Annotated in this window: 11 protein-coding genes and 1 riboswitch; of the genes, 8 read left to right on the top strand and 3 right to left on the bottom strand. The window is 73.0% G+C overall.

Translation table 11 applies throughout. From position 1 onward, the window contains the following. Positions 1-123 precede the first annotated feature (123 nt). The 5 genes from JQX11_RS02785 to JQX11_RS02805 all read left to right on the top strand — a co-directional run bounded on the left by JQX11_RS02785 (position 124) and on the right by JQX11_RS02805 (position 6,165). The gene (locus JQX11_RS02785) at positions 124-813 is read left to right on the top strand and encodes a response regulator transcription factor (protein WP_204923356.1); all 690 of its coding nucleotides are present in this window, start codon (positions 124-126) and stop codon (positions 811-813) included. Beyond that, the gene (locus JQX11_RS02790) at positions 810-2,600 is read left to right on the top strand and encodes a sensor histidine kinase (protein ID WP_204923357.1); all 1,791 of its coding nucleotides are present in this window, start codon (positions 810-812) and stop codon (positions 2,598-2,600) included. Before JQX11_RS02785 ends, JQX11_RS02790 begins: the two co-directional genes overlap by 4 nt. A 132-nt stretch (positions 2,601-2,732) precedes the next feature. Continuing rightward, entirely contained in the window at positions 2,733-5,087 is a 2,355-nt protein-coding gene (locus JQX11_RS02795; protein WP_307826031.1) for a PEP/pyruvate-binding domain-containing protein, read from the top strand. A 6-nt stretch (positions 5,088-5,093) separates the two neighbouring features. Next, entirely contained in the window at positions 5,094-5,660 is a 567-nt protein-coding gene (locus tag JQX11_RS02800) for a TetR/AcrR family transcriptional regulator (protein ID WP_204923359.1), read from the top strand. 118 nt (positions 5,661-5,778) lie between these two features. Then, positions 5,779-6,165, top strand: coding sequence for a hypothetical protein (locus JQX11_RS02805; RefSeq protein WP_204923360.1), 387 nt, complete (start codon positions 5,779-5,781; stop codon positions 6,163-6,165). Between the two features lie 137 nt (positions 6,166-6,302). Here the strand turns inward: JQX11_RS02805 and JQX11_RS02810 are convergent, their stop codons facing one another. Beyond that, on the bottom strand, positions 6,303-7,022 hold the full coding sequence (locus tag JQX11_RS02810) for a hypothetical protein (RefSeq protein ID WP_204923361.1): 720 nt from the start codon (positions 7,020-7,022) through the stop codon (positions 6,303-6,305). Positions 7,023-7,077: 55 nt separating this feature from the next. Further along, positions 7,078-7,980, bottom strand: coding sequence for an oxidoreductase (locus tag JQX11_RS02815; protein ID WP_204923362.1), 903 nt, complete (start codon positions 7,978-7,980; stop codon positions 7,078-7,080). 127 nt (positions 7,981-8,107) lie between these two features. Here JQX11_RS02815 and JQX11_RS02820 point away from each other — a divergent pair, with 127 nt between their 5' ends. From JQX11_RS02820 to JQX11_RS02830, 3 genes are all read left to right on the top strand, one after another. Continuing rightward, complete coding sequence (locus tag JQX11_RS02820) at positions 8,108-8,995, top strand: helix-turn-helix transcriptional regulator (protein ID WP_204923363.1); 888 nt, start codon at positions 8,108-8,110, stop codon at positions 8,993-8,995. A 27-nt stretch (positions 8,996-9,022) separates the two neighbouring features. Continuing rightward, positions 9,023-9,236, top strand: a riboswitch (cobalamin riboswitch). Positions 9,237-9,357: 121 nt separating this feature from the next. Continuing rightward, the gene (locus tag JQX11_RS02825) at positions 9,358-11,733 is read left to right on the top strand and encodes a ribonucleoside-diphosphate reductase subunit alpha (protein WP_204923364.1); all 2,376 of its coding nucleotides are present in this window, start codon (positions 9,358-9,360) and stop codon (positions 11,731-11,733) included. Positions 11,734-11,786: 53 nt separating this feature from the next. Then, on the top strand, positions 11,787-12,764 hold the full coding sequence (locus tag JQX11_RS02830; protein ID WP_232377177.1) for a ribonucleotide-diphosphate reductase subunit beta: 978 nt from the start codon (positions 11,787-11,789) through the stop codon (positions 12,762-12,764). Between the two features lie 65 nt (positions 12,765-12,829). On the opposite strand, the gene JQX11_RS33680 is transcribed toward JQX11_RS02830, so the two are convergent. After that, positions 12,830-13,420: a DUF7402 domain-containing protein gene (locus JQX11_RS33680; protein WP_443673932.1), complete on the bottom strand. Its 591-nt coding sequence runs from the start codon at positions 13,418-13,420 to the stop codon at positions 12,830-12,832. Positions 13,421-13,446 lie beyond the last annotated feature (26 nt).

Raw genomic sequence — 13,446 nt, forward strand, 5'->3', positions numbered from 1 at the left:
TTCTCACGAACGTCGGACCTCCCCGTCACCCGCCCGCCGAGCTGCGCACCGACCGGGAGGTGCCCGGTGTCACCGCCTTCCGCCCGATCCACGACCCCTCTGACCTGCTCTATATTCCCCAGCATGTGCGCACACGTGATGCTCGCGGAGGACGATCCGCGGCAGGCCGAGGCGTTGCGCCGCTACCTCACCGCGGCGGGCCACCGGGCGACGGTCGTGGCCGACGGCGAGACGGCGCTGCGTCAGGCCCGGGAGCAGACGTTCGACCTTCTCCTGCTCGACGTGATGCTGCCGAAACTGGACGGCATGCAGGTCTGCCGGATACTGCGGCAGGAGTCGGACGTGCCGGTGCTGATGCTGACCGCGCGGTCCGCCGAGGACGACCTGCTGCGCGGGCTGGACCTGGGCGCCGACGACTACATGACCAAGCCGTACAGCCCGCGTGAGCTGGTGGCCCGGGTCCGCACCCTGCTGCGGCGGGTGCGTACGACGCCCCAGGAGTCACCGGTGCACCGGCTCGGACGGCTCACCGTCGACGAGTCCCGACGCCTGGTCACCGCCGGGGACGCCACGGTCGACTGCACCGCCGGCGAGTTCGCCATCCTCGCCGCGATGATCCGTCAGCCCGGCCGGGTGTTCAGCCGGGTGCAACTGCTCGAACACACCCGGGGCGTCGACCGGGAGTCGACCGGACGCACCATCGACGTCCACGTGATGAACCTGCGCCGCAAGATCGAGGCGAACCCGCGCCGGCCGCAGCAGCTGCTCACCGTCTACGGCGTCGGCTACAAGCTCAGCGCCGGCGCGTCGTGACCCGGCAGCCGCGGGTCCCGGTGCACCGCAGCCTGGTGGTGCGGCTGCTGGCCACCTCGCTGCTGGTCGCGGTCTGCGCGATCCTGGCGACGACCTGGCTGGCCGTGCAGTCGACCACCCGGGCGATCCAACAGGAGCAGGGGCGCTCGCTCGCCGACGACAAGAGCATCTACGACACGCTGCTGGACCACGCGGCGACCCACCGGGACTGGACCGGGGTCGACGCGGTGCTCGCCGAGCGGGCCGACCGGCTCGAACGGCGGATCACCCTGATGACCCCGGACCGGCAGGTGATCGCCGACTCCGCGCCGGACGGCCCGTCGTTGCAGACCGCCCGGCCGTCGGCGACCGTCGACCCGTTGCAGATCGACCTCGGCCTGACCGGCGGGACCGAGCGGGTCGATCCGCGCGCGGTCGGGCCGTACCGGCTGACCAAGCGGGAGAGCAACACCACCCGGGAGATGGCCGAACGGCAGCTCGGCTGCGTGCGCGCCGAGTCCCGGGCGGACGCGCGGGTCGTGGTGGATCCCGCCGGCCGCGCCTCGGTGCAGGTGAGCGACCCGAAGGACCGGGGCATCGTCGGATTCTGCCTGCCCGACGAGCTGACGAGCCCGATGCCGAGCGAGGTCGCCGGGATCGCCCAACTGGAGACCCTGACCAGGAACTGCCTGCGGGAGCTGGGCGCACCGACCCGGGTCGAGATCCGCGCCGACCGGACCGCGGCACCGAGCCGCGACGCCCGCTTCGACCAGCAGATCGACGGCTGCCTGCAGCAGGCCCGGACGACCCAGCTCCGGGCGTACGTGGCGCCACCGGCGCTGCTGTTCGTCACCGACGGGACGCAGGGCGGCGCCGAGCCGGTGTTCAACCTGTCCCGGGCGAACGTGGTCCGCATCGCCCAGGTGACCGGGGCGGTGCTGGTGGCCACCGTGCTGATCACCGTGCTGGTCGGGCGGCGGCTGGTCCGGCCGCTGCGGGCGCTCACGGACGCGACCCGGCAACCGATGGACGAACCGGCCCGGGTGCCGGTGACCACCCGCGACGAGATCGGCATGCTGGCCACCGCGCTCAACGATCTCGCCGCCCGGCGCGAGCAGACCGAGGCGCTGCGCCGGAGCATGGTCAGCGACGTGGCGCACGAGTTGCGCACGCCGTTGACCAACATGCGTAGCTGGTTGGAGGCCGCGCAGGACGGTCTGGCGCAGCTCGACACGCAGCTGCTCACCCTGCTGCTCGACGAGGCGCTGCTGCTGCAGCACATCATCGACGACCTGCGTGACCTGGCCGCCGCCGACGCCGGTGACCTGCGTATCCACCGCGAGCCGTACTTCGTGGCCGATCTGCTGGAGCAGGTCGTCGAGGCGCACCGGGGCGCGGCCGAGGCGGCCGGGGTCCGGTTGGGCACCTCGGTGGGCGCCGACCTGGAGATGGCCGTCGACGGGGCCCGGCTGCGCCAGATCGTCGGCAACATCGTCGCCAACGCAGTGCGGCACACCCCGGCGGGCGGGTCGGTCGTCGTGCGTCTGGAGGTGCGCGACGACCAGCTCGCCATCGCCGTGTCCGACACCGGCACCGGCATCGCCCCCGCCGACCAGGCGAAGATCTTCGACCGGTTCTGGCGGGCCGACGACTCCCGCGCCCGCAGCACCGGCGGCAGCGGGCTCGGGCTGTCGATCGCCCGCAAGCTCGCCGAGGCGCACGGCGGCACGATCGGCGTCGAGAGCGCCCCCGGTCGGGGCAGCACCTTCACCGTCCGGCTGCCGATCGTCGTCCCGGCGCGGGGCTGAACCCCGCCGCCGCCCGTTCCGCCCGCCTGCGGCCGGTGCCGGAGCGGCCGGTTTTTTACATTGCAGTCGCACTGCAACTCGCGTACCTTCTTTGCAATGCAGTCGTATTGCGAAAGCGGGACGCGGGCGTCGGTGATCCCCCTGACGGAGGCACATGCCGGGTTGGTCCCGCTGGTCGGCGGCAAGGCGGCCGGTCTCGGCGAGCTGATCCGCGCGGGTGAGCGGGTGCCCGAGGGCTTCTGCGTGACCACCGAGGCGCACCGGGCCGGGGTGGTCCCGCAGGACGAGGTCCGGGCGGCGTACGCGCGGCTGGGCGGCGGGCCCGTGGCGGTGCGGTCGAGCGCGACGGACGAGGACCTGCCGGACGCCAGCTTCGCGGGTCAGCACGACACGGTGCTGAACGTCGAGGGCGAGGCGGACCTGCTGGCGGCGATCGGCACGTGCTGGGAATCGCTGCACGGCAGCCGGGCGGCGGCCTACCGCCAGGCGCGTGGGACCGACCCCGCCGACGTGCACATGGCGGTGGTGGTGCAGCGGATGGTCGCTCCGGTCCGGGCCGGCGTGCTCTACACGGCGAACCCGGTCACCGGCAACCGCACCGAGATGCTCGTCGAGGTCGGGCCGGGCACGACGGTCGTCGACGGCCGCACCGAGGTGACGCGCGTCGTGCTGGCCGATCCGGCCGGCAGCGCGGACCCCGGGTGGCAGGGCGAGCTGTGGGCCGCCGGCCGGCGGGTGCAGGCGCACTTCGGCACGCCGCAGGACGTCGAGTGGGCGACCGACCACGACGGGACGCTGTGGTTGCTCCAGTCGCGGCCGGTCAGCACGCTGTTCCCGGTGCCGCCGCAGACCGACGACCTGCGGGTGTACGTCGAGTTCGGCAACGTGCAGGGGATGCTGCGACCGGTCACCCCGATGGGCATGGCCACGCTCCGCGCGATGATCGCCGCCATGGTCGCCTCGCTCGGGATGCGGGTGGAGATCGTCGACATCGGCGGGCGGCTCTACGGCGACCTGACCGACCTGGTCCGTCGGCCCGCCAGCCGCCGACGGCTCGTCCGGTTGATGGCCGTCGACTTCGGGCCGCGCGCCCAGGCGGTGATGGAGCACGTCCTGCGGGACCCCCGGTTCGCACCGTCCGGCGGCAGGTCCCGCCGACCGGCGGACGCATCGCTGTCGACGGCGCTGCGGGCCCTGCGGGGCATCCTGCGGGCGCTGGCACGACCGGACGCGGCACGGCGTCGGCTGGTCGCGGCCGTCGACCGGCTACGGGCCGAGGCTGCGGCACCGGCGCACCTGCGGACGGCCCACGAGCGACTGCGGTTCGTCCGCGACCACGGCGACGGCGACGGCGGTGCCGCCGACGACATCACCTGGCCGATCGTGGCCGGGATGCTCGCCTCGGCCCTGCCCGCCCACCTGCTCAGGGGGGTCGCCACCGAGGACGAGATCCACGCCGTGCTGCGCGGCGTCCCGCACAACGTGACCATCGAGATGGATCTCGCGCTGTGGGCGCTGGCCTGCGCCGCCCGCCCGCACCGCGAGCTGCTCCTCGACACGCCACCGGCGGAACTTTCGGCCCGGTACCTGCGGGGCGCGCTCCCCGAGATCGGCCTGTCCGCCTTCCTGTCCCGCTACGGCCACCGGGCGGCGGCCGAAGCCGACGTCGGTGTGCCGCGCTGGGCCGAGGACCCCACCCCGGTCTTCGCTGCCGTCGCCAACTACCTGCGGTTGACCGACCCCACGCAGGCACCCGACCGACGGTTCGCCGGGGCCGCCGCAGCCGCCGGGGCCGCGCTCGACGAGCTGGCTGCCCGGGTCCGCCGACGTCGCCCGGTCCGGGGCCGGATCGCGATCTTCCTGTTGCGGCGGGCACGACGGCTGGCGGGGCTGCGGGAGTCCGGGAAGTTCGCCGGGCTGTACCGGCTCCGGACCGTACGCGAGCAGTTGCTGCTCATCGGGGCGACGCTGTTCCCGGCGGCGGACGACGTCATGTTCCTCACCCTCGACGAGGTCGAGGCGGCCCTCGACGGCGCCGACCTGACCGGGCTGGTCGCGCGACGCCGGGCGACCCACCGGCGCGAGCTGCGCCGCCGGGTGGTGCCGGTGGCGCTGCTGTCCGACGGGACGGACGTGGAGAGCACCCTGCCGGCCCCCGCCGACGGGGCGGGACTGCTGCGGGGCGTGGGAGCGGCGACGGGTAGGGTGACCGGCCCGGCCCGGGTGGTCACCGACCCGGCCACCGCGTACCTCGAACCCGGGGAGATCCTCGTGACCGCCACCACCGACCCGGGCTGGACGCCGCTGTTCCTGACCGCCGGGGCGCTGGTCACCGAGACCGGCGCGATCATGGCGCACGGTCCCACCGTGGCCCGCGAGTACGGCATCCCGGCCGTGATCAGCGTGCCGGGCGCCACCTCGCGGATCGTCACCGGTCAGGTGATCACCGTGGACGGCGCGGCCGGCACCGTGACGACGGCACGGTAGGCCCCGATGCCCAGGAAGGTCGATCCCCGTCAGCGCCGCACGCTGATCGCGGACGCGCTCATGCGGGTCGCCGCCGACCGGGGTCTGGAGGCGGTGAGTCTGCGGCACGTGGCCGCCGAGGCGGGGGTGTCCGCGGGCATGGTGCAGCACTACTTCACCACCAAGGACGAGATGATGGCCTTCGCGCTGTCCGTCGTCCGTGACCGGGGTCGGGCCCGGGTCGAGGCGGCGGTCGCGGCACTCGGGCCGGACCCGCAGCCCCGGCTGCTGCTGCGCACCCTGCTTGCGGCGTTGCTGCCGCTGGACGAGGCGGCGCGCGAGGACGGGCGGGTGGCGTTGGCGTTCCTGTCCTGGACCGCACTGCACCCGGCGGCTGCCCCCGGCCTGCGGCCGGACACCGCGCAACTGGTGGAGTTCATCGCCGGGCTGCTGCCGCGTGCACCGGCGTCGGACGCTGCGGCGGGACTGCTGGCGCTGGTGGAGGGGCTGGGGGTGTACCTGCTCGGCGGGCAGTACACCCCGGTGCAGGCGACCGCCGCCCTCGACCACCAGTTGGACCTGCTCTTCACCTGACCGGAGGCTGTCTCGCCGGGTCGGCGGTGCCCCGGTGCCCACCGTTCGCCGTGCGGGTGCGGCCGACCCGTGTAATCCTCTGTGGACAGTGATCGTCACCTATCGACAGGGGACTTCCATGCGATCTCGGCTCCTCTCCATCGCCTCCGCGCTGACGCTCGCGGTGAGCGGCTCGGTGCTGGCCCTGATACCCGCCAGCCCGGCCAGCGCCCACTGCGACGGCCACGGGCAGCACCCGGACCGCTACAGCGGGGGCGGAATCTCGTGGGGCGACGGGACCTACATCCACGCCTACCCGCACCGGGACTGCCAGTCCAGGGGCCAGGGTTATCCCAGTCAGAACATCGACGTGCACTGCGCCACGCTGACCGGCGACCTGTGGTTCTTCGTCCGCAACACCTCCACCGGGATCAACGGGTGGGCCCGCCGGGACGCGCTGCGCTTCTCGCAGACCGTCACCATCGCCGACTGCTCCAACGGGCTCGCCCCGCACCGCGTCGCCTGACCGGGGCTGCCGGCCCGGCACGGCGTGCCCCTCGACGTTTCGAGCGGTGCGCAGGTGTGACGGGACCCGGCAGCCCGGGGTGGACGGCAACCGCGTCCACCCCGGGCAGGCCGGCCCCGCAGGTCGACCCGACGGCGTCAGGTCAACAGCGCCGGGCGCAGCTCACCACCCACGTTGATCGTGCCGACGACCCGGTCGCCGGTGAGGTCGAAGACGTCGACCGCCCGGTTGGTGCGCATGAGTTCCCGCACCGACGGCGGCAGCGACGGGGGTTCCTTCATCGCCGCCCGGACGTCGCGGGTGGTGGAGATCAGCCGACCGACCAGCGACGCCCCGTCGTGGTCCACCCGCACCCGGCCGTACTCCCAGCCGCAGGTGGTCAGGTCGAGCACCTCGAACAGGCGGGCGAGCAGCGGATGGGGGTCGGTCGCCCGGACGAACTGCGCCGCCCGGGTGCCGACGACCGTGGTGGCGGCGGCGACGTGCACGTACGGGTGCAGGCCGCCCGGCAGCGCGAACAGCGGCCAGTGCAGCCGGCCACCGGCCTCGCGCCACAGTGGCCGGTAGTTGCGCCGGTCCACCGGGAACCGCTGACCGGTACGCCGGTACAGCTCCGTCGTCTGGGCCAGCAGGTCCGCGTGGGCCGCGTCGGCGAACTCACCGACGATGCCGGCCGCCACCGCCAGGCCGTCGCCGTCGTCGAGCAGCCCGACCATCGCCGCCACCTGCTCGGCAGGTCGGACGGCCAGGTGGGCGCCGAAGCGCTGCCGCACCTCGGCCGACAGCGCCGCCTGCCGGACCGGATCCTCCTGGACCTGCCGGCCCCCGCCGCCCAGCACCCGCCCGAGCCATCCCATGTCGCCTCGTCTCCGCCGCCCTCACCGACCGCAGCCATGCTAGTGCGGCCCGGCGTCAGAGACAGCGCACGCCGGTCAGTTCCTCGGCCGCCGTCCACAGCCGCCGGCCGACGGCGGGATCGGTGGCCTCCCGGCTGGCCCGCACCTCGGTGACCGGCCCCCAGGTCTGGAAGAACCGGGCCGGGCCGAAGAACTGGCCGCCGTGGACCTGCGGGTCGGTGGCGGCGCGCAGTTGGGGCAGCGCACCCTGCTCGACCGGCTGGGTGGCCAGCAGGCCGAGCCGGGCGATCACCCGGCCGCGCCGACCCTGGTGGGACCAGGCCCGGGGAGTCAGGTTGGTGCGGGTGACACCGGGGTGGGCCAGCACGCTGATCACCGGCGACCCGGTGGCGCGCAGCCGGCGGTCCAGTTCGATGCCGAAGACGGTGGTGGCGAGCTTGGACCTGCCGTACGCGGTGGAGCCCCGGTAGCCGCGCTCGCCCATCAGGTCGGTGAAGTCCAGGTGTGCGTTGCGGTGGGTGATCGAGCTGAGGCTGACCACCCGGGCCGCCCGCGCCGCGGCCAGGTTGCCCAGCAGCAGGCCGGTCAGCGCGAAGTGGCCCAGCAGGTTGGTGGCGAGGTGCAGCTCGTGGCCGTCCACGCTGGTGCGGCGCGGGCCGAGCAGCACCGCGCCGGCGTTGTTGACCAGCAGGTCGAGCACCGGACGGTCGGCGGCCAGGGCCGCCGCGAACTCCCGTACCGAGGCCAGGGAGGCGAGGTCCAGCTCGCGTACCTCGACGTCGCCGCCCATGCCGTGGGCGGCCCGCCGGCCGGCGGCGGTGTCGCGCACGGCGAGCACGACCCGGGCGCCCCGCCGGGCCAGGGCGGTGGCGGTGACCAGGCCGAGGCCGGAGTTCGCGCCCGTCACGACGGCGGTGCGGCCGTGCTGGTCGGGGATGTGGTCGGCGGTCCAGGTCATCTGCTGCTCCCTGACGGTCGGATCGGACCACCGACGCTAGGGCCCGACCGGGCGGGGCCGGTCGTACCCGGTTGCCTAGGTCCCGCAGACCTACCCACGCCGGTCCGGGCCGCGCCACACTGGCGACATGACCCGTCCGTACGCCCGTGAACTCGGTGACTTCCTGCGTGCCCGGCGCGCCCGGTTGCACCCCCGGGACGTCGGCCTGGAGCCGGGTGGACGACGCCGGGTCACCGGGCTGCGCCGCGAGGAGCTGGCGCTGCTGGCCGGGTTGAGCACCGACTACTACCAGCGGATGGAGCAGGGCCGGGAGGTGCGCCCGTCCGACGACGTGCTGGACGGGCTCGCCGCCGCGCTCGGCCTCGACGACGCGGAACGCCGGCACCTGTTCACCCTGGCCCGCGCCGCCCGCCGGCCGACGCCCGCCCGGGTCGACCACGGCCCGGAGCGGGTGCCGGAGAGCACCAGGCGGCTGCTGCGGGTGCTGGACACCCCGGCGGTGGTGCTCGGCCGGCACCTGGACCTGCTCGCCTGGAACGCGTGGGCGGTGGCGCTGCTCGGCGATCCGGCGGACCACCCGCCGGACCGGCTCAACATGCTGCTGCTGATGTTCGACGAGGCGGCGACCCCGGTGCGGCGCTGCGCGTCCTGGGAGCAGCAGGCCATGGACTACATCGGCATGATGCGCGCCGCCGTGGCCACGGACCCCACCCACCCCCGGGCCACCGCCGTCGTCGGTGAGCTGAGCATCCGCAGCGCCGAGTTCCGGCGGCTGTGGGCCCGGCACGACGTGCGCGGGTCGGTCAGCGGCACCAAGACCTTCCAGGTCCCCGAGGTCGGTGACATCGTCCTGGACTGGGACACCTACCCGCTGCCCGGAAACCCCGGCCCGGTCATGCTGGTCTTCACCGCCGAGCCCGGCAGCGCCGACGCCGACGCGCTGCGGCTGCTGGCGTCACTGCGGGCCACCGGGCGGTCGGATGAGAGTTATCCGACACACCGACGCGACATCTAGTGTTGCCTCTCCCCCATCTACGCCATATATGGTGTGCCACGCAGCTGGTTCGGCCGGGCCCGGTGGTCCGGTCGAGGCAACAGGGAACCCGGTGGAAATCCGGGACTGCCCCGCAGCGGTAAGTGGGAACGACCGCCGTCATCGAGCACTGGACCGCGAGGTCCGGGAAGCGACGGCCAGTAGGCGACCGACCCCGGTCACGCCCACGAGTCCGAAGACCTGCCAGTGCGCCGTGCGCTGCTGCGCGCGGCGGTCGGAGGTCGCGCGGGACGACCGACGCCAGCACCCGGGCCGGCCGCCGTGCCGCGCCCGTCGGCGTCCTCCCGCGTCCCGATGGCCATCGGTGACAGCGAGGAGAGGTCATGACGAGCACAGCGCAGAGCCCACCGTCCGACGTCGACGGCGCGCAGCCACGCCGGCCCGCGATGCGGGTCCGCAAGCGCGACGGCGACACCGAGCCGGTGGACGTCAACCGGATCGTCACGGCCGTCGCCCGGTGGACCACCGACCTGGACGAGGTCGACCCGCTGCGGGTGGCCACCAGGACGATCAGCGGCCTCTACGACGGGGCGACCACGGCCGAGCTGGACAAGCTGTCGATCCAGACGGCGGCGGAGCTGATCGGCACGGAACCGCAGTACTCCCGCCTGGCGGCCCGGCTGCTGGCCGCCTACGTGGACGAGGAGGTACGTGGGCAGGAGGTGACCTCGTTCAGCGAGTCCATCCGGTACGCCCACGGCCTCGGCCTGATCGCCGACGACACCGCCGCGTTCGTGGCCCGGCACGCACGCCAACTCGACGACGCCGTCGACCCGGCCGGTGACCTGCGGTTCGAGTACTTCGGGCTGCGTACGGTGGCCGACCGGTACCTGCTGCGGCACCCGCAGTCGCGGCTGGTGGTGGAGACCCCGCAGTACTGGCTGCTGCGGGTGGCCTGCGGGCTGTCCACCACGCCCGACGAGGCGGTCGGGTTCTACCGGTTGATGTCGTCGCTGGCCTATCTGCCGAGTTCCCCGACGTTGTTCAACTCGGGCACCCGGCACACCCAGATGTCGTCGTGTTTCCTGGTCGACTCGCCGCGCGACGAGCTGGACTCCATCTACGAGCGCTACCACCAGGTGGCGAAGCTGTCGAAGTTCTCCGGCGGCATCGGCATCTCCTTCACGCGGGTGCGCGGCCGGGGGGCGCTGATCCGGGGCACCAACGGCCGGTCGAACGGGATCGTGCCGTTCCTGAAGACCCTCGACGCCGGGGTGGCGGCGGTCAACCAGGGCGGCCGGCGCAAGGGGGCGGCCTGCGTCTACCTGGAACCCTGGCACCCGGACGTCGAGGAGTTCCTGGAGCTGCGGGACAACACCGGTGAGGAGGCCCGGCGCACCCACAATCTCAACCTGGCCAACTGGATCCCCGACGAGTTCATGCGCCGGGTCGAGGCCGACGGCGACTGGTCGCTGATCGACCCGTCGGACGCCCCGGAGCTGCCCGACCTGTACGGCGAGGAGTTCGACGCCGCGTACCGGGTCGCCGAGAAGAAGGCGGTCCGCACGGTGAAGGCCCGGGACCTGTACGGGCGGATGATGCGCACCCTGGCACAGACCGGCAACGGGTGGATGACGTTCAAGGACCCGGCGAACCGGCTGTCCAACCAGACCGGCGTGCCGGGCAACACGATCCACCTGTCCAACCTGTGCACCGAGATCCTGGAGGTCAACAGCGACACCGAGACGGCGGTGTGCAACCTCGGCTCGGTCAACCTCGGCGCGCACCTCACCGCCGACGGCGTCGACTGGGACAGGCTGCGCGCCACGGTCCGTACGGCTGTGGTGTTCCTGGACCGGGTGATCGACATCAACTACTACCCGGCCGAGCAGGCGGCGGCGTCGAACCCGCGCTGGCGGCCCGTCGGGCTGGGGCTGATGGGGCTGCAGGACGCGTTGTTCGCGCTGCGGCTGCCGTTCGACTCGCCCGGTGCCCGGGAGCTGTCCACCCGGGTCCAGGAGGAGATCTTCCTGACCGCTCTGGAGACCTCGACCGGCCTGGCCGAACGGTTCGGCGCGCACCCGGCGTACCCGCAGACCCGGGCGGCCCGGGGTGACCTGCACCCGGACCTGTGGGGGGTCGAGCCCACCCAGACCGCGCGGTGGGCGGCGCTGCGCACCCAGATCGCCGCGCACGGCCTGCGCAACTCGCTGCTGGTGGCGATCGCCCCGACCGCCACGATCGCGTCGATCGCCGGCTGCTACGAGTGCATCGAGCCGCAGGTGTCCAACCTGTTCAAGCGCGAGACCATGTCCGGCGAGTTCCTCCAGATCAACACCTACCTGGTACGCGAGCTGAAGGCGCGCGGCCTGTGGACCTCGGAGATCCGCGACCGGATCAAGCGGGCCGAGGGTTCGGTGCAGGGCATCGTCGACCTGCCCGCCGAGGTGCGGGAGTTGTTCCGGACCGCGTGGGAGCTGCCGCAGCGGGCGCTGATCGACCTGGCCGCCGCGCGGGCGCCGTACGTCGACCAGTCGCAGTCGCTGAACCTGTTCCTCAGCGCGCCGACCATCGGCAAGCTGTCCTCGATGTACCTGTACGCCTGGAAGTCCGGGCTGAAGACCACCTACTACCTGCGGTCGCGTCCGGCGACCCGGATCCAGCAGGCCACCGTCACCGTCGCCCCGGTCGTGGCGGCCGACGCCGAGGCGCTGGCCTGTTCCCTGGAGAACCCCGAGAGCTGCGAGGCGTGCCAGTGACCACCGTCGACGAACCCCGCACCGCCGGGCGGCAGCTGCTGCTCGACCCCGGCATGGACCTCACCCTGCGGCCGATGCGCTACCCGCACTTCTTCGACCGGTTCAAGGACGCCATCCGCAACACCTGGACGGTGGAGGAGGTCGACCTGCACTCCGACCTGGCCGACCTGGAGCGGCTGTCGCCGGCCGAGCGGCACCTGGTGTCCCGGCTGGTGGCGTTCTTCGCCACCGGTGACACGATCGTCGCCAACAACCTGGTGCTCAACCTCTACCAGCACGTCAACTCTCCCGAAGGCCGGCTCTACCTGTCCCGGCAGCTGTTCGAGGAAGCCGTGCACGTGCAGTTCTACCTGAACCTGCTCGACACGTACGTCCCCGACGAGCAGGAACGGTTCGCCGCGTTCGCCGCCATCGAGAACATCCCGTCGATCCGGCGCAAGGCCGAGTTCTGCTTCCGCTGGATCGACTCGGTCTTCGAGCTGCGGGAGCTGCGTACCCGCGCGGACCGGCGGGCGTTCCTGCTGAACCTGATCTGCTTCGCCGCCTGCATCGAGGGGCTTTTCTTCTACGGCGCGTTCGCCTACGTCTACTTCCTGCGGTCCCGGGGCCTGCTCAACGGGTTGGCGTCGGGCACCAACTGGGTTTTCCGCGACGAGTCGATGCACATGGCGTTCGCCTTCGACGTGGTGGAGACCGCCCGGCGGGAGGAGCCGGACCTGTTCGACGCCGACCTGGAACGTCAGGTGACCGAGATGCTCGCCGAGGCCGTCGAGTGCGAGGTGCAGTTCGCCGAGGACCTGCTCGACCAGGGCGTGTCGGGGCTGTCGCTTGCGGACATGCGGACCTACCTGGAACACGTCGCCGACCGGCGGCTCGCCCAGCTCGGCATCGCGCCGCGCTACGGCGCGCAGAACCCGTTCGCGTTCATGGATCTGCAGGACGTGCAGGAGCTGTCGAACTTCTTCGAGCGTCGGGTGTCGGCCTACCAGGTGGGGGTCAGCGGCAGCGTCACCTTCGACGACGACTTCTGACCGGCGCGGCCGGGGCCCGGTCCGGTGGTCACACACCCCCACCGGACCGGGCCTCGGCCGTCCGCTCAGGGGCCGGCGTTGCCGAACACCTCGATTTCGGCGAGGCCGACGTTGACGGTGCTGCCGCCGACCCCGGTGACGGTGAGCTTGACGCTGGTCACCGTCTTCGCCGCCGGGAGGATGACCTCCGTCGGACCGCCGCCGTTGTCCAGGGCACCGACGGCCGTGGAGGTGCCGTCGCTGAACAGCAGGGTGCCGCCGGTGATCTGGTCGTTGGGGTTGGGCCGGTCGTAGAGGACGACCCGGCGGACGGTGCGCGGGCCCGGCCAGCTCAGGGTGAGCTGGGTGCCGACGCCGCCGTAGACGGTCGCCCACTCCCGGGTCTGGTCGTCGGGCCAGCCGGCGACCACCCCGTCGACGGCCTTGGCCGCCGTCTGCCCGCTGCCGGTGTCCTGGCTGGTCGCGGTGACGGTGGCCGTCCGGGCCAGGTTGGGGCCGAGGACCTTGTACTGCCGCTGGAGGAAGGCCGGGTAGTCGTAGCCGGCGCAGGTGGGCAGGCTGGTGCAGGCCCCGTCGTCGTACTGGCCGTAGGCGAAGAAGGCCGCGGACTTGCCGGCGACGTCGGTCGATCCCAGGTTCGCCGGATAGTTCTTGATCTTGTAGTCGTGGTAGCCGGTGAACG

It is taken from the genome of Micromonospora humida (assembly GCF_016901255.1).
Classification (GTDB): Bacteria; Actinomycetota; Actinomycetes; order Mycobacteriales; family Micromonosporaceae; genus Micromonospora; species Micromonospora wenchangensis.